The sequence below is a fragment of the Haloimpatiens lingqiaonensis genome, from assembly GCF_901447495.1.
GTDB lineage: Bacteria > Bacillota > Clostridia > Clostridiales > Clostridiaceae > Haloimpatiens > Haloimpatiens lingqiaonensis.
In genome coordinates this window covers 13,640-31,581 of the sequence record NZ_CABDWS010000039.1, presented here as the reverse complement: position 1 = coordinate 31,581, position 17,942 = coordinate 13,640, and the positions used below count along the sequence as shown (strand labels likewise).

The following is a 17,942-nucleotide window of genomic DNA, read 5'->3' as shown; positions in this document are numbered from 1 at the left end:
GATTTATAAATGGCAATTTATAAAATAAAGACGGCAGATTTTATATAAAATCTGCCGTCTTTATTTTTAATATATTATTTTTCTATTTTTTTATATTCTTCAATAGCAATTTTTAATAAATTCATAGCATCTTTTAATGAATCTTTATTTAAACAATAAGAGATTCTTATTTCATCTATTCCTAATCCTTCATTTGCATAGAAGCCTTGAGCTGGTGCAACCATAACAGTCTTATTATCATAAGAGAAATCTGTTAAAAGCCATTTTGCGAAGTTTTCAGCATTTTTAATAGGTAGTTTAGCAACTACATAGAAAGCTCCAGTAGGCTTTTCACATATTACTCCTGGTATACTGCTTAAGTTTTCAAATAATATATCTCTTCTTCCTTCATATTCTTCTTTTACCTTTTGGAAGTATTCCTTAGGTGTATTAATTAGGTTAGTTGCTGCTAATTGTTCTATAGTAGGAACACAAAGTCTAGTTTGTCCGAATTTTAGTATTTGTTTCATCAAATCTTTATTCTTTGATGCAACTAAACCTATTCTTGCTCCACAAGCACTATAGCGTTTAGAAATACTGTCTATTAATATTATTCTATCCAATACATCTTTCATATAAAGAGCAGAAGTATATTTTAAGTTATCATAGACAAATTCTCTATAAACTTCATCTGCTATAAGATATAGATCTTTTTCTTTAACTATATCAGCAAGCATTCTTATTTCTTCTTCTGTATATACAACACCTGTTGGATTTCCAGGATTAGATACTAAAATAGCTCTAGTTTTATCAGTTATTTTACTTAAAATTTCTTCTTTGCTTGGTAAATGGAAACCATCTTCTGCTTTAGTAGTAAATGATATAACGTTTACACCAGCTACATCAGAAAAACCATTATAGTTTGTATAGAATGGTTCAGGAATAACTACTTCGTCGCCTACATCGCATATAGCCATAAGTGCAAACATTATAGCTTCACTTCCACCATTAGTTATCATTATTTCATCTTTTTCAAATTCTATATTCCATTGTTTATAGTACGCAATAAAACTATTAATTAACTCTTCCATTCCTTGAGAGTTAGTATATTTTAAAACTGATTCCTTAAAATTATTCATGCCTTGAAAAAAGGTATCAGGTGTTTCTATGTCAGGTTGTCCTATATTTAGGTGATAAACCTTCATACCATTTTTCTTAGCTGCATCTGCATATGGAGCTAATTTACGAATAGGTGAAAATTGCATTTTTTGAACACGATTTGATAATTTCATTTTGTTCCCCCCACTTTATAGTTTCCTTAGATTATTATAATTAATAAAAAATATTATCTATTGGTATATAAGAAGTTTTAGTATTCATCATATTATAATTGTGCTGAGCTGTAAAATAACTGTTAGTAGCAATGCAATCGTATTTAAGTTTACGATTTTTTTTAGTATCTTCTTTTTTAGCATCATACATAATTAAATCACCTCTTAAGTTTATGTTGCCTAGAAGTGATTTAATTTATGCACTAAATTAATATAAATTAATAAAATTTCTTTAATACTTCGCCAAGTCTTTTTATACCTTCAACTATTTTTTCTTCGCTCATGTTAGAGTAATTTAATCTGAAGTGGTTTTTATTGCCACCATTTGGATAGAAGGAGCCACCAGGAACAAATGCAACATTTTGTTTTAAAGCTTCTTTGTTAACTTCAGCGGCATCTATACCTTCTTTTAAATTAACCCATGTAAATAATCCGCCTTTTGGATAAGTGAAAGTAACTTCCTTAGGGAAGTATTTTTCCATGCTTTCTAGCATTAAGTCTCTACGTTTTCTATAAACTTCTATTATTTTATTTATATGTTCGTCTAAATTATGTTCTTGCATAAATCTAGCTGCTATCATTTGAGTAAATGTATTAGATTGTAGATCTGCACCTTGTTTTATCATTACATATTTTTTAAGTATTTCTTCCTCTGCACAAATCCATCCTAATCTAAGTCCAGGGCAGAAAGTTTTTGAGAAAGTACCTAAAGTAACTACATATCCAGCTTTATCAAAGCTTTTTATACAAGGGTATGGCTTACCTTCAAAAATTAATTCTCCATAAGGACTGTCTTCAATAACAGGTACTTTATACTCAGCAGCTAATTCTGCAATTCTTTTTCTTCTTTCTATAGACATAGTTTTTCCGCTAGGATTTTGGAAGTCAGGAATTGTGTATATCATTTTTACATTATTATTATTTTTTAAAGCTTCTTCAAGTTTATCTACTTCCATACCATCGTCATCCATAGGGATTTCTACGAATTCAGGTTCATATGCTTTAAATGCATTTAAAGCTCCTAAATAACTAGGGCTTTCGCAAATAATTACATCACCTTTGTTTACAAAAAGTTTTGCTGAAAACTCTAATGCTTGTTGTGAACCACTAACTACAAGAATGTTGTCCACTGTTGTTTTAACACCATTTTTAGCCATTCTTTCATTTACTATAATTTCTCTTAAAGGAAGATATCCTTCTGTAGTGCTGTATTGAAGAGATTGAGCTCCTTGCTCATCTAATACTTTAGTTGTTACTTCTTTTAATTGTTCAATAGGAAATAATTCTGGTGCAGGAAGTCCACCTGCAAAAGATATAACCTCTGGACGTTGTGTTAATTTTAAAAGCTCTCTTATTTCAGAAGCTTTTAGTCCATTTGCTCTATCAGAAAATTTTATTTCCATTAAAAACACCCCCATACTTTAACTTTATATATTCATATTAACTATATTCTATAAATTTTTTTATATTCCTTCATGTAAATGACGAAATGAATAAATAATTTCAAATTTAATAAATTTATAATATATTCAAAATAATATATATTATTAAATTTGAAAATTATCTTTTAATTGAATAAACAATAGTAATATGGATAAAAAACTTTTAAAACTATTATAAATTATATATAATAGATAAGTAAACTAAAATTTATTCAAAAGGAGAATCAATATGAAAGATAAGTTAAAGCAAACCTATTTTATTGAAACTTGGGGTTGTCAAATGAATGAAGAAGATTCCGAAAAAATATCTGGAATGTTGAAAAATATGAATTATAAGAGAACATTAGATAGAGAAGATGCGGATATAATTATATTTAATACATGTTGTGTTAGGGAAAATGCTGAGCAAAAGGTATTTGGAAATTTAGGTGCTATAAAGGCTTTAAAAAGGAAAAATCCAAATCTTATAATAGTTGTTTCAGGATGCATGATTCAACAGGAAAGTATGGCAGAGGAGATAGCTAAAAAGTTTCCTTTTGTCAGCTTACTAATAGGCACTCATAATGCTTATAAATTTCCTGAGTATTTAAATAGACTTAAAAATGGAGAAAAACAAATTATTGATATATGGAAGCAAGAAGGAGAAATAGTAGAAGGACTTCCTATAGATAGAAAAAGTTCTGTAAAGGCCTTTGTAACGATAATGTACGGATGTAATAATTTCTGTACTTATTGTATAGTTCCATATGTAAGAGGAAGGGAAAGAAGTAGAAAACCAGAGGATATAGAAAATGAAATTAAAGAATTAGTAGCTAAGGGATATAAGGAAGTTACGCTACTAGGTCAAAATGTTAATTCTTATGGAAAGGGATTAGAGCCTTCTATTAATTTTGCAGAATTATTAAAAAGAATTGACAAGATAGAGGGACTAGAGAGAATTAAATTTATGACATCTCATCCAAAGGATTTATCAGAAGAGGTCATAGATGCTATAGCAAATGGAAGGGCTCTTTGCGAACATATACATTTACCAGTACAGTCAGGTTCAAGTAGAATTCTTAAAAAAATGAATAGACATTACTCAAAGGAACAATATTTAGATTTAGTTAAGATGATAAAAGAGAAGATTCCAAATGTAGCATTAACTACAGACATAATAGTAGGTTTTCCAGGAGAAACTGAAGAAGATTTTAATGAAACTTTAGAATTAGTAAAAGAAGTTGAATATGACTCAGCATTTACATTCTTATATTCTATAAGAAAAGGTACTCCAGCAGCTGAGTATGAAGAACAAATAGATGAAAAGACAAAGCATGAAAGATTTGAAAGATTAGTGGAAGTAGTTAATGAGATAGTAATTAGAAAGAATAAGTCCTTTGAAGGAAAAACTGTAGAAGTTTTAGTAGAAGGTTTAAGCAAAAATAATGAAGAGAACCTTATGGGGAGAACAAGGGATGGAAGACTTGTTAATTTTAAAGGCGACAAAGAAGATATAGGTAAACTTGTAAATGTTAAGATTGTAAGATCTCAAGGCTTTTCACTGCTAGGAGATAAGATTATATAAAAAGCTCTTTTAAGAGCTTTTTTTCAAAGAACGAATTAATATTTAAATGGAGCTTTAATTTATTTTAGGAGGTAAAAAAATGGCTTTAACACCTATGATGCAGCAATATTTAGAGGTTAAGGAACGCTGCGAGGATTGTATATTGTTCTTTAGATTAGGAGATTTTTATGAAATGTTTTTTAAAGATGCAGAGACTGCATCTAGAGAACTTGAATTAGTACTTACAGGAAGAGATTGTGGTCTTGAAGAAAGAGCTCCTATGTGCGGAATTCCTTATCATGCTGCTAGTAATTATATAAGTAGACTTGTACAAAAGGGTTATAAAATTGCTATATGCGAACAATTAGAAGATCCTTCGGTGGCAAAAGGCATAGTAAAAAGGGATATAATTAAAATAATAACACCGGGAACTTTTACAGATTCCTCTTTCCTAAATGAGGGAGAGAACAATTACATAATGAGCTTATTTAGCAATGAAGTTAGAGGCATATGCGGTATGAGCTTTTCAGATATTTCTACAGGAGAATTCAATTGTACCTTATGTAACAATGATATAAGTGTGGTATTAGATGAAATATCTAAGTTCAATCCAAAAGAGATTCTTATACAACAAAATTTAGACGATAAATTAGTAAGGGCTATATTGGAAAAATTTAATGTGTCCTTTTCAAAGTATGCGGATGAGTATTTTTGTAAGGACGGGCTAAAGAATATAGGTAACCAATTTAAGACTTTGGATACTAAAGAAGTAGATGAATGTATAATGTATTCTTGTAATGGATTATTAAATTACATAAAGGATACACAAAAGATAACACTATCTAATATAGACGTAATTAATATATACGATATAGTAGATTACTTAACTATAGATGCTAACTCAAGAAGAAATTTAGAACTTACAGAAACTCTTAGAGATAAGACTAAAAAAGGATCACTTTTTGGTGTTTTAGATAAAACTAGTACTGCAATGGGAACTAGAGAATTAAGAAGATGGATAGATCAGCCTTTAATTAAAAAAAGTCAAATAGATGAGAGACTAGACAGTGTAAAGGAGCTTACTGAAAATTTATCTTTAAAAGAGGATTTAAAAATTGCTTTAAAAGAAATATATGACATAGAGAGATTAGCAGGAAAAATATCCTCTAAAAGCATAAATGCAAAGGAAATGATATCCCTAAAAAGCTCTATAAACAATATACCTAAGGTAAAGGAGATTTTATCAAAATTCAAAAGCACACTATTTAAAAAGATGTATAGTAATTTAGATGAATTAGGGGATATATATAAATTAATTAGTGAAGCTATAAATGAAAATCCCTCTTTATCTGTAAAAGAAGGAGATATAATAAAGGATGGCTTTAACGCATCTGTAGATGAACTTAGAAAGGCTAAAACTCATGGTAAGGAATGGATTGCAAGACTAGAGAGCAGTGAAAGAGAAGATACGGGTATAAAGTCTTTGAAAGTCGGTTTTAATAAAGTTTTTGGGTATTTTATTGAAATTAGAAAAACAAATTTAGAATTAGTTCCTAAAGATAGATATATAAGAAAACAAACCCTTGCTAATACAGAAAGATATATAACCGAGGAATTAAAAGAAGTAGAGGAAAAGCTTTTAGGTGCGGAAGGAAAATTAATAGACTTAGAGTATGGCATATTTGTAGAAATAAGAGAACAAATAGAAAAAGAAATAGGGCGAATGAAAAATTCAGCTAAAATAATATCTTCTATAGATTGTCTGTGCTCTTTAGCTACAGTGGCACTAGAAAACAATTATTGCAGACCTAATATAAATGAAAAAGGAAATATAAATATAGTAGGTGGAAGACACCCAGTAGTTGAAAAAGTTATAACTTCAGGAAATTTTATTGAAAATGATGTTTTATTAGATGGAGATAATAATAGATTTTTATTAATCACTGGTCCTAATATGGCTGGAAAATCTACTTATATGAGGCAAACGGCTTTAATAGTAATACTTGCCCAAATGGGAAGTTTTGTTCCTGCTAAATCAGCAGATATAAGCATATGCGATAAAATATTTACAAGGATTGGGGCTTCCGATGATTTAGCCTCTGGAAAAAGTACATTTATGGTGGAGATGTGGGAAGTTTCTAATATACTTAAAAATGCAACAAATAAGAGTTTGATTTTGTTAGATGAAGTAGGTCGTGGAACTAGTACCTATGATGGACTTAGTATAGCCTGGTCAGTTATAGAGTATATATGCAAAGCACCACATTTAAAAAGTAAGACTTTATTTGCAACTCACTATCATGAGCTTACAAAATTAGAGGGAAAAATACAGGGACTTAAAAACTATTCTGTATCTGTAAAAGAGGACGGAAAGGACATAATCTTTCTCCGTAAAATTGTAGAAGGGGGAGCAGATCAGTCCTATGGTATCCAAGTAGCTAAATTAGCAGGGCTGCCTGAAGCGGTATTAAAAAGAGCAGATGAAATATTGAAGAATTTAGAAGAAAATAATAATAAAGATGTGGTAGAGGAATGCACTAGATGCAATAAAGAAATAACTACAAATTTAATAAAGGAAACAAGTTTAATAAAGGAAACAAGTGACAAGTCAAGTAATTACTTGAAAGTAGATGAAGCAGCTTTAGATTTACGAAAGGAAAGTAATGAAAGTAGAGAAGACAGTAATGAAGTAATTAGTAATGAAGTAATTAGTAATGAAGTAATTAGTAGTGAAGTAACTCAATTAAGTTTTTCAGATATAGAGAAAGAAAACTTATTAAATGATATTAAAGATATAGATGTATTAAAATTAAATCCTATGGAAGGTTTTAATAAGTTATATGAAATAATAGAGAAGGTAAAATCTATTATGCAGAGGTGATCATTTGAAGAGGATTAATTTATTAGATGAACAAACCTGTAATAAAATAGCGGCAGGAGAGGTTATAGAAAGACCTTTTTCTGTGGTAAAAGAATTAATGGAAAATAGTATAGACGCAGAAGCTAAAAATATATCTGTATATATAGAAGAGGGCGGACAAAAGAGCATAAAAATACTTGATGATGGAATAGGGATTCATCCTGATGATATTGAAAGGGCATTTTTGCCTCATGCTACTAGTAAGATCAAAGAGGCAGAGGATATTTTTAAAATAAATACTTTGGGATTTAGGGGAGAGGCACTGGCTAGTATTGCCTCTGTATCCCAAACTATAATGAAATCCAAAAGAGAAGGATTCGATTATGGTAAAGAAATATGTATAGAAGGAGGCATAAAAACTTATATTAAAGATATAGGTTTTAATACAGGTACTTCTATAGAGGTAAATAATTTATTTTATAATGTGCCTGCTAGACAAAAATTTTTAAAGTCTAGCTCTAGAGAGTCAGCTCTCATATCGGATATAGTATCTAGACTAGCTCTTGTTAACACAAATATAGCTTTTAAACTAGAGAGTAATGGCAGAAAAATTATAAATACCTTTGGTAATGGTAATATGAAGGATGTTATAAGAGCTATATTTGGAAAAGAAGTAGTGGATAATATATGGTATTTTGAAGGGCACAGTGACATTGCATCTGTATATGGATATGTAGGTAATGAAGCTATAAGCAGGAAAAGTAGAAATAAGCAGAGTATATTTGTAAATAAGAGATATATAAAAAGTAGTTTGATAACTGCAGCAGTGGAAAATGCTTTTAAATCCTTTCTTACAGTAAATAAATTTCCTTTTTTCCTACTGTTTTTAGATGTATATCCTGAATTTATAGATGTAAATGTTCACCCTACTAAATCAGAAATAAAATTTAGTGATGACAGACATATATTTAAGTTGGTTTTTAATTCTGTTCATAAAGCTATAAGTGAAAATTTAAGGGGAACTTTTTTTATAAATGAAGATGAAGAAATAGAAGAAGTAAAGGAAAAAGTTGTTCAAGTAGTTATGCCAATTGATTTAAAGGCTCTTAATAATGAGCAACAAGTAAATTTAGATGGAAATATGAATAAATCTATGAATAACCAAGAAAATGTTAAAACTAATATGGATAATACTGAGGTTTATAATATAAGAGGGCAAAGTGAAATTTATAATAAACAATTACCTAAAAATATAGAGGATTTACGTAATAATGATAATGAAAAAGAAAGTGCGTATAATAAAGTCGGAAAAACTAACAGTAATTTTGAAATAATAAATAATGTTGATGAAAATCATAATAAAGAGCTATGTAATAAAGAAATATACAATAAAGAAGAAAAAAGTGATATTATTAAAGAAAATAATTATGTAAAAGAAAATTATTTTTTCCCAGATATAAATATAATAGGACAATTTAATAATTCATATATATTAGGCGAGTACAATAAGGAGTTATACATAATAGACCAACATGCCGCTCATGAAAAGGTATTATTCGAAAAGTATTTAGATGAAATAGCTAAAAGGGATGTGGTTGTTCAAGGATTGTTGGCTCCTTTGATAATAGAGTTAACGTATGAAGAATTTGCAAATTATAAGGAAAATGAAGATGTATTTAAAGAACTGGGTTTTGTTATTGAAGAATTCGGGGTTAATTCAATATACATAAGAGAAGTACCGATTATATTAAATGAGTTAAATATTAAAAATTTATTCTTTGATATATTAAACAATTTAAAAAACATGGGTTCAGGGGAAATAACTCAGATAAAATACAATAAAATAGCTTCTATGGCATGTAAAGCAGCAGTAAAGGCCAATGATAAGCTTTCTATTATGGAAATGCAAAAGCTCCTAGAGGATTTAAAATCTACAAGAGAGCCATTGAACTGTCCTCATGGCAGACCAACTATTATAAAGATAACTTTGGGGGAATTAGAGAAACGTTTTAAAAGAATACAATAAGCTAAGGAGATAAATATGAATAAATTAGTTATAATAGCAGGTCCTACAGCAGTGGGAAAGACAAATATATCTATAAAGGTAGCTAAAAAGATACATGGAGAAATCATATCTGCTGATTCTATGCAGATATATAAGTATATGGATATCGGTTCTGCTAAAATAACTCATGAAGAAATGCAGGGTGTGCCTCATTACATGATAGATGAAGTAGAGCCAAGCGAAGAGTTTAGTGTGGCAGAATTTAAAAATAAAGCAGAGGAATATATTCAGGAATCATATAGCAAAGACAAAGTACCTATGATAGTAGGGGGGACGGGTCTTTATATAAATTCAGTAATATATAATTATAATTTTACCAATACAGATAAAGATGAGGAGTATAGGGAATATCTTAATGCTTTAGCTGAAGAAAAGGGTAAAGAATACATACACTCTATGTTAAAGGAAATAGATATGGATTCCTGGGAAAGACTATTTCCAAATGACTTAAAAAGGGTTGTAAGAGCGTTAGAAGTATTTAAAAGTACAGGTAAAACCATTGGTGAATTTACAAAAGAACAAGAAAAAAACTTGTATGATATACCTTATGATTTAAAATATTATGTATTAAATATGAATAGAGAGGAATTATATGATAGAATAAATAGAAGAGTAGATATAATGTTTGAAAAAGGATTAATGGACGAGGTTATAAAATTACGCAATATGGGTTATAATTCAAATATGCAGTCAATGAAAGGTATAGGGTACAAAGAGATATTATATTATTTAGAAGGAAATATAAGTTTAGATGAAGCTATATATTTAATAAAAAAGGGAAGTAGAAACTATGCTAAAAGGCAATTAACTTGGTTTAGAAAAGATCCAAGAGCTATATGGATTAACAAAGAGGATTTTAAAAATGAGGAAGAAATTATTAATTTTATAATTAATGATATTAAAAATAGGTAAAAAATAAAGGATTTTTAAATTTTTTATAGAATGATATAAATTAAAACATATGGAGGGTGAGAATCTATGAGCAAAACTATAAATAATTTACAAGATGTATTCTTAAATAATGCTAGAAAGAATAAAATCCCTGTTACTATACATTTAACTAACGGGTTTCAATTAAGAGGTAATGTTAAAGGATTTGATAATTTTATAGTTGTCCTTAATAGCGAAGGAAAACAAATGATGATATACAAACATGCTATATCTACAATTACTCCTTTAAGAGCTATATTGTTCTCTGGAGATAATGAACACGAGGAGTAAAATAAACTTATTTGTGTTTAAAATTTAATAAATCTTTGTACAGTTACTAAGTTATTGTATTAAAAGAATGGGCGAATAATTGCCTATTCTTTTTTTATATGCTAATATAATTAAGTATTTGTTTTTTAAGGAGGAATACTAGGATGATAGACTTAACTAAAGATGTTTTAAAAAAACATTATAATATAAGCGAACAAGTTATAAACTTATATGAAGAGGCTCTTGGAGATGTAACTAATGTATTTAAAGAATTAGATGCTATAAGAGAGTTTAATCAAATCAAAGTTTTGAAGGCTCTTCAAGAAGAGAGAATAAGCGAAAGCCACTTTACACATAGTACTGGATATGGATATGGAGACATAGGAAGGGATAGCTTAGATAAGGTATATGCTAGAATATTTAATGCAGAAGCTGCACTAGTAAGACCTCATTTTGTAAATGGAACTCATGCAATAGCCACAGCCCTTTTTGGTAATCTAAGACCAAAGGATACTATGCTTTCTGTATGTGGTACACCTTATGATACTCTTCATGGCATAATAGGAATTAATAAGGATGAAAATATTGGTTCCCTTAGAAATTATGGAGTTAACTATAAACAAATAGATTTGATGGAAGATGGTAAGGTTAATTTAAAAGAAATAGAAAAAACATTAAAAGAAGATGAAAGCATAAGATTAGTACATATTCAAAGATCTACTGGTTATGGATGGAGAAGAGCTCTTTCTATTGAAGATATTGAAGAGGTTATAAGATGTGTTAAAAACGTAAAAGAGGATGCTATATGCTTTGTAGATAATTGCTATGGTGAATTTATAGATATAAAAGAACCTACAGATGTGGGAGCGGATTTAGTGGCAGGTTCTTTAATTAAAAATATTGGTGGCGGAATAGCTCCAACAGGAGGATACGTAGCTGGTAAATCAGAGTATGTTGAGCAAGCAGCTTATAGATTAACTACTCCAGGTATAGGAGGGGAGTGTGGCTCCACTTTTGGTGTAGTTAGATTATTCTATCAAGGATTATTCTTAGCGCCACATATAGCTATAGAAGCATTAAAGGGAGCTATATTATGTGCTAGAATTATGGAATTGGCTGGTTTTGAAGTTTTACCTAAATTTGATGAAAAGAGAAGCGATATAATACAAGCTATAAAATTTAATGATAAAGATAAGCTTATTAATTTCTGTAAGGGAATACAAAAGGGTTCACCAATAGATTCATTTGTTGAATGTGAACCTTGGGATATGCCTGGATATGACGATGAAGTTATAATGGCTGCTGGGGCTTTTGTTCAAGGATCCTCCATAGAGTTATCTGCAGATGCACCAATAAGAGAGCCATATATTGCATATCTTCAGGGAGGACTTACTTTTGAACATGCTAAGATTGCTATATTAATAGCATTATCAAAGGTTTTAAAAAATTAACAGCTGCAAATAAAAAAAGGACTCTTTAAAGAAGCGTTCACTTAGGGATTGAAGAAAAACTTAAATGAACAGCTTCAAGCGGAGCAAAAAGAGACCAGTCACAATCAGGCATGAATGCTTGAAGTGACTGGTTTTTTATAAAGATATTATTTTTGAATTAGCGATTGATATTAATCTATATCAATCCTAAATACTTCTCAAAGAATAACATTAGTTTTTCGATAATTCCTTGCTTTTTCGCGGCTCTGCCTCCGCCAAAGCGGGATACAGGTGGCATGATTTTATCAATGGCTGTACCGGTCGTCTTAAGCATTCCGTCTCGGAAAGCATTGTCGATGAATCGGCGGGTTTCTTCAGGCTTTAATCTTTCTTCTTCTATAATTGCTGAAATATCCGCTTCCTTACGCTCATGAAGGAATTTACGCCAATCTTCATCTACTTTGGTCGATACATTGACTTGCTCAATAAAACGCTCGATAAGTTCTTTCTTACTTCGAAGTTCAATACTCGAATTGATAGCCTTATCAATGGTCGTAAGAATGGTTTTATCCTTGCAGCTGGATTGTTGATATTTGGCTACAAGCATAAGGATGTAGTCAATATTTACCTCTATCTGTTTGACCAGTTCAATCTCGAAAACTATGTCATCATTGATAGTTTCTTTGTCACCATCAGCACCTTTTCTATATTCCTGATACAGGTCAATATAAATGCTCTGATAGTCCTGAAAATCCCTTTCAGATAAAATCTCATTTCCTTCAAAGTCATCGAAAGAAGTAAGAATATTTCTGAGTCGAAGTATTGCTCCATATAACCTGATAAAGTCTTTTTCCGCTTCTTCTCCGAGAATAGGTTGTCCAAGGGGATACTGTGTTGTAAGAGTTGTAATCAATTCAGCATAGCCCGGCTTATACTCACCTTTGTCATCATAGCCGTTATAGTATTCTTCGTATGTTTTTAGCAGTACAATACCGCCAGCATCCTTATTGCCGAATAGTGCAATAGCTTTATCTGTTTCTTCTTTCAAATCTCTAAAGCAAACGATATTACCATAGGTCTTAACGCTGTTTAAGATGCGGTTAGTTCTTGAAAAAGCCTGAATCAGTCCATGCTGTCTCAGGTTTTTATCTACCCATAGCGTATTCAGGGTTGTTGCATCAAAGCCTGTCAGGAACATATTGACAACAATCAATATATCGATCTCCCGATTCTTTACACGAAGAGAGAGGTCTTTATAATAATTTTGGAACTTATCCGAGGAAGTATCGTAATTTGTACTAAATGTGGAATTGTAATCTCGGATAGCCGCCTCAAGAAAATCTCTGGAGCTCTGGTCAAGGTTTTCCATATTAAAATCCTCTTCAGGAAGCAATCCATCTGGCTCCTCCTCATTTGCACTAAAACTGAAAATAATTGCGATGGTAAGGTTACGGTTCTTTTCCGCTATCTGCTTCTTAAACTCATTATAGTATCGGATTGCCATTGGGATGGATGCAGCAGCAAATATGGAGTTGAAACCAGCAACTCGCCTTGTTTCACGTTTTTCTATCATTTTCTTAGGGTTTCGTTTATCTGCTTCTTCCCATTTCGCAGAGAATGTGTAATAACTATTGCGCTTCGTCTTCTGATCAAAGTGTTCAAGAACGTATGAAACAATTTCACTGATTCGCTGTGGATCTGCTAAGGCTTTTCCCCTATCTATGCTATAGACTTTTTTATCATTAATGTAATCAGGCATCTTGATGGTGTTAATAAAATCTATTCTAAAAGGCAGAACATTCCCATCATTGATGGCATCTACAATGGTATAAGTATGTAGCTTTTCTCCAAAGGCCTGCTCGGTTGTGCGAAGCAGTGGGTTACCTCCTGAACTAGCATTGGCAGCAAAAATCGGGGTTCCCGTAAAGCCGAAGATATGATAGTTCTTAAAGCTCTTCGTAATTGCTTGATGCATTTCACCAAATTGGGAACGGTGACACTCATCAAAAATCAATACCACATGTTTCTTATAAATATCATGCTGTTTGTTTTTTCGAATAAATATATCCAGCTTCTGAATCGTGGTTACAATGATTTTGTATTCATGAGGATTTCCTTTTTCATCCCTGTCCTCCAATTGTCTTTGAAGAACTCTTGTGGACGTATTACCGTTAGCTGCCCCCTTTTCAAAACGGTCATATTCCTTCATAGTCTGATAGTCTAGGTCTTTACGGTCAACAACAAACAGTACCTTGTCTATGTAAGGCAAGGCAGAAGCTAATTGGGCTGTCTTAAAACTGGTCAATGTCTTACCAGAGCCTGTTGTATGCCAAATATATCCTCCAGCTGCAGTTGTGCCCATCTTCTTGTAGTTGGTTGATACTACAATACGTGATAATATACGTTCTGCAGCAGCTATTTGATAAGGACGCATTACAAGGAGCAGGTCTTCAGATGTGAAAATACAATATTTTGTTAGAATATTTAAGAGGGTATGCTTGGCAAAAAATGTTTTAGTAAAGTCCACAAGATCAGGAATAATTTTGTTGTTTGCATCTGCCCAAAAGCTGGTAAACTCAAAGCTGTTGCTTGTTTTTTTGCTTCTTCGACGTTCACTGCTACTTTGTTCCTTGATATGAGCATTTCTTGTGGTGTTGCTATAATACTTTGTATGGGTGCCATTGGAGATTACAAATACCTGCACATACTCAAATAAACCAGAAGCCGCCCAAAAACTGTCACGCTGGTATCTTTTTATCTGATTGAAGGCTTCTCGGATAGCAACACCGCGCCTCTTTAACTCCACATGAACCAGCGGAAGTCCATTTACAAGGATTGTTACATCATATCGGGTTTCATGCTTGCCGCCTGCTTCTTCGTATTGATTAATAACTTGCAAACGATTGTTATGGATATTCTTTTTATCCAAAAGGTATATGTTCTTTGTTGTTCCATCTTCACGTTTTAGAATCTGGATATGGTCATCTTGAATCTTTCTGGTTTTTTCAACAATACCCTCATTTGTATTGGCAATACATTCTGTGAAAAATCTATCCCATTCACTGTCAGTAAAAGTGAAGTCATTAAGCAGTTCAAGTTGCTTTCGGAGATTTTCTATCAATGAAGCTTCATTGTGTACTGAAATATATTCATATCCTTGGGAAGTTAGTTGCCTGATAAACTCCCGCTCAAGTTCTGCCTCGCTCTGATACTTTTCAGGACGGACATTATATTCAGCTGCATATTCAGCAACAACCGTTGCTTCATCAGTACTGGCAACGATGTTGTAAATGCTCATGCCGTCACCTCCTTGAAAGATAACAGTTTATCTCTGTAATATTCATATTGCTTTTGCCGTGCTTCGATTTCGGCCGGAATGCCGCTGGTTAAGTCGTTGCAGAGAGCGTCAAAGCGATCGAGGATAGCTACGATGCGCTCTTGTTCTTCTAAGGGTGGAACAGGGATTTTATAAGCCAATAATTTATCTTGTCTTAACCTTGTTACCTTTGCACCATGAGCAAATTTTTCTTTGTATCTGCTAAAATCTGTTGTTTGTAATAAATAGGTTATATATTTTGTGTTTTGATTATGTCTAAAGGCAAACATATCACCACTTATACATATATCTCCACCAAGCCAAGCCAAAGGCTTACATACATCTTCAACATTCTCACTTACACCTGCAATGAGTACATCTCCCTTTTTAGCCTTTTTCAGTTTTTTTGATTTGTCTACTGAAACAAATGATATTGTTTCAGTAGCGCTTGTACCATAGTAAGTATGTATTTGTCCGTAATGAATACATGGAAAACCTTCTTCTACAAAATCAGATTTTAATAATCCACTTCCTCTTATTAATTTTCCAATCTCCCCTAAAGTCTTCCACTCTACCTCATCTCCAAATGTCAATAGCAGATCCCTATAATACTCATACTGTTTTCTTCTTGCTGTAAGCTCTGCTGTAAGCTCTGCTGTAAGCTCTGCTGTAAGCTCTGTGAAATTGTCCAGAATACGGACAATTTCCTGCTGAACAGGTAGTGGAGGGAGGGGAATTTTAATTTGCTTGAGTTTTTCTGAACTAAGATTTGGCTGAGCACCTCCGCCCGAAATCTGATATATTAACTGCGTCTTTGAAGTCAAAATATGATATAAGAATCTATTCAAAATAATTTTTTCATTAGGTACAAATTTACCAACTCGTTGATTTAAGTAATAAATACTATCTGTATCATTAACACCTATTTTTCCTGTAGTAGCTCCAGACATCGCTACAACAATATCACCTTTGTTGACAATGTATTTACTCAAATCCTCAGTATAGTCATCCAAATTGAAATAAACCAGATTACTTGTATCTATTTTTTTATCTTGAATATTTGAAATTCTTAAAATTGGCTCTCCGTAGCCTTGAAATTTACTACTTTTAAACGCAAATCCATTTATAAAATCACATACATCACCAATTAATTTATATTCCACCCCATCCGGGCAAAGTTCAGTAATTAACTCATCCAATCTACTCATTTGCCCACCTCAATTTCCGCAATAATCTTATCTATTTCTTCCCGCAAAATCTGCTCTCTCGCCACAATCTTTTCTATCTCAGCATTGAGAGCAACAATATCAATCTTTTCTCTGGTATCCTCCTGTTCAACATAGGTAGAAACAGACAGGTTATAATCTTGTTCAGCAATTTCGCTGTTTGGCACAAGCCTAGCAAAATGCTCAATATCTTTTCTATCTTTGAATGCGTTAAGAATGGTCTCAATATTTTCTTGTGTTAGTTTGTTGTTATTTGTAACCTTGACAAATTCCTTTGATGCATCGATAAATAAGGTACTATTTTCTGATTTAGACTTCTTCAGCACCATAATGCAGGTAGCAATGCTGGTACCATAGAACAAGTTATCCGGTAACTGAATGATACAGTCGATATAGTTATTATCAATCAGGTATTGTCTGATTTTCTTTTCAGCGCCTCCGCGGTACATTACACCGGGGAAACAAACGATAGCCGCTGTTCCGTTTGTTGCAAGCCAAGAAAGACTATGCATAATAAAAGCAAGGTCTGCCTTAGACTTAGGAGCCAATACTCCCGCTGGAGAAAAACGGGGATCGTTAATCAAAATAGGATCATTGTCTCCCTTCCATTTAATGGAGTATGGTGGATTTGATACAATGGCTTCAAAAGGCTCATCATCCCAATGTTGCGGATCTGTTAGTGTGTCCCCAAGGGCAATATCAAATTTGTCATAATCAATATCGTGCAGGAACATATTAATTCTGCACAGGTTATATGTTGTAATGTTGATTTCTTGACCGAAGAAACCTTGACGTACATTTTCTTTTCCTAAGATTTTTGCAAACTTTAGCAGTAGAGAGCCAGAACCGCAGGCGGGGTCATATACCTTGTTGACTTCAGTTTTTCCTACTAATGTTAAGTGGGTAAGGAGTTCAGAAACCTCCTGCGGCGTATAGTATTCACCACCACTTTTTCCTGCATTGGATGCATACATACCCATTAAAAATTCATAAGCATCACCGAATGCATCTATGGTATTGTCTTTGTAATCTCCCAGCTTCATTTCTCCAACAGAATTCATTAGCTTAACCAGCTTTTCATTACGCTTTACTACAGTGTTACCTAGCTTATTGCTGTTAACATCAATATCGTCAAACAGACCTTTGAAATTATCTTCACTCTCTGTTCCTTGGGCAGATGCTTCTATATTACTGAAAATCTGTTCAAGTGTTTCATTTAAGTTTTCATCGTCCTTTGCACGAGCTCGGACATTTTCAAAAAGCTCGCTGGGTAAGATAAAGAAGCCCTTTGTCTTAACTAAATCCTCTCGTGCCTGTTCTGCTTCTTCGTCGGATAACTTAGCATAATCAAATTCCGTATTGCCAGCTTCCCATTCTCCGACGTTAATATAGGCAGTAATATTTTCAGATATGTAGCGGTAAAACAGCATTCCTAGAACATATTGCTTAAAGTCCCATCCATCTACACTGCCTCTTAGATCATTTGCCATATTCCATATCGTGCGGTGTAATTCCGCCCGTTCCTGTTCTTTTCTGTTATTTTCCATAAC

Annotated in this window: 12 protein-coding genes; 6 read left to right on the top strand and 6 right to left on the bottom strand. The window is 32.3% G+C overall.

The window, feature by feature from the left end:
* Window positions 1-74: 74 nt before the first annotated feature.
* The 3 genes from FGK85_RS09115 to FGK85_RS09110 all read right to left on the bottom strand — a co-directional run bounded on the left by FGK85_RS09115 (window position 75) and on the right by FGK85_RS09110 (window position 2,713).
* Window positions 75-1,271, bottom strand: coding sequence for a pyridoxal phosphate-dependent aminotransferase (locus FGK85_RS09115; protein WP_138205848.1), 1,197 nt, complete (start codon window positions 1,269-1,271; stop codon window positions 75-77).
* 40 nt (window positions 1,272-1,311) lie between these two features.
* Entirely contained in the window at window positions 1,312-1,461 is a 150-nt protein-coding gene (locus FGK85_RS15335; RefSeq protein ID WP_171011379.1) for a hypothetical protein, read from the bottom strand.
* 67 nt (window positions 1,462-1,528) lie between these two features.
* Window positions 1,529-2,713, bottom strand: coding sequence for an aminotransferase-like domain-containing protein (locus tag FGK85_RS09110; RefSeq protein ID WP_138205846.1), 1,185 nt, complete (start codon window positions 2,711-2,713; stop codon window positions 1,529-1,531).
* A 268-nt stretch (window positions 2,714-2,981) separates the two neighbouring features.
* Here FGK85_RS09110 and miaB point away from each other — a divergent pair, with 268 nt between their 5' ends.
* The 6 genes from miaB (at window position 2,982) to FGK85_RS09080 (ending at window position 11,871) form a co-directional block, all read left to right on the top strand.
* Complete coding sequence (gene miaB, locus FGK85_RS09105) at window positions 2,982-4,316, top strand: tRNA (N6-isopentenyl adenosine(37)-C2)-methylthiotransferase MiaB (RefSeq protein ID WP_138205844.1); 1,335 nt, start codon at window positions 2,982-2,984, stop codon at window positions 4,314-4,316.
* Between the two features lie 79 nt (window positions 4,317-4,395).
* Window positions 4,396-7,176, top strand: coding sequence for a DNA mismatch repair protein MutS (gene mutS, locus FGK85_RS09100; protein ID WP_138205842.1), 2,781 nt, complete (start codon window positions 4,396-4,398; stop codon window positions 7,174-7,176).
* A gap of 4 nt (window positions 7,177-7,180) precedes the next feature.
* Complete coding sequence (gene mutL / locus FGK85_RS09095; protein ID WP_138205840.1) at window positions 7,181-9,181, top strand: DNA mismatch repair endonuclease MutL; 2,001 nt, start codon at window positions 7,181-7,183, stop codon at window positions 9,179-9,181.
* 15 nt (window positions 9,182-9,196) lie between these two features.
* Entirely contained in the window at window positions 9,197-10,132 is a 936-nt protein-coding gene (miaA, locus tag FGK85_RS09090) for a tRNA (adenosine(37)-N6)-dimethylallyltransferase MiaA (RefSeq protein WP_138205838.1), read from the top strand.
* A gap of 66 nt (window positions 10,133-10,198) precedes the next feature.
* Window positions 10,199-10,441, top strand: a complete 243-nt coding sequence (gene hfq / locus FGK85_RS09085) for an RNA chaperone Hfq (RefSeq protein WP_138205836.1) — start codon at window positions 10,199-10,201, stop codon at window positions 10,439-10,441.
* Between the two features lie 143 nt (window positions 10,442-10,584).
* Window positions 10,585-11,871 carry a methionine gamma-lyase family protein gene (locus FGK85_RS09080; RefSeq protein WP_138205834.1) on the top strand — a complete coding sequence of 429 codons (1,287 nt, stop codon included), beginning with the start codon at window positions 10,585-10,587 and terminating at the stop codon, window positions 11,869-11,871.
* Between the two features lie 175 nt (window positions 11,872-12,046).
* On the opposite strand, the gene FGK85_RS09075 is transcribed toward FGK85_RS09080, so the two are convergent.
* From FGK85_RS09075 to FGK85_RS09065, 3 genes are read right to left on the bottom strand one after another with little or no spacing between them, the layout of a single operon-like run.
* Window positions 12,047-15,148, bottom strand: coding sequence for a type I restriction endonuclease subunit R (locus tag FGK85_RS09075; RefSeq protein WP_138205832.1), 3,102 nt, complete (start codon window positions 15,146-15,148; stop codon window positions 12,047-12,049).
* Window positions 15,145-16,374, bottom strand: a complete 1,230-nt coding sequence (locus FGK85_RS09070) for a restriction endonuclease subunit S (protein WP_138205830.1) — start codon at window positions 16,372-16,374, stop codon at window positions 15,145-15,147. The genes FGK85_RS09075 and FGK85_RS09070 overlap by 4 nt, the downstream gene beginning before the upstream one ends.
* Window positions 16,371-17,939: a type I restriction-modification system subunit M gene (locus tag FGK85_RS09065; RefSeq protein ID WP_138205828.1), complete on the bottom strand. Its 1,569-nt coding sequence runs from the start codon at window positions 17,937-17,939 to the stop codon at window positions 16,371-16,373. Before FGK85_RS09065 ends, FGK85_RS09070 begins: the two co-directional genes overlap by 4 nt.
* Window positions 17,940-17,942: the final 3 nt, after the last annotated feature.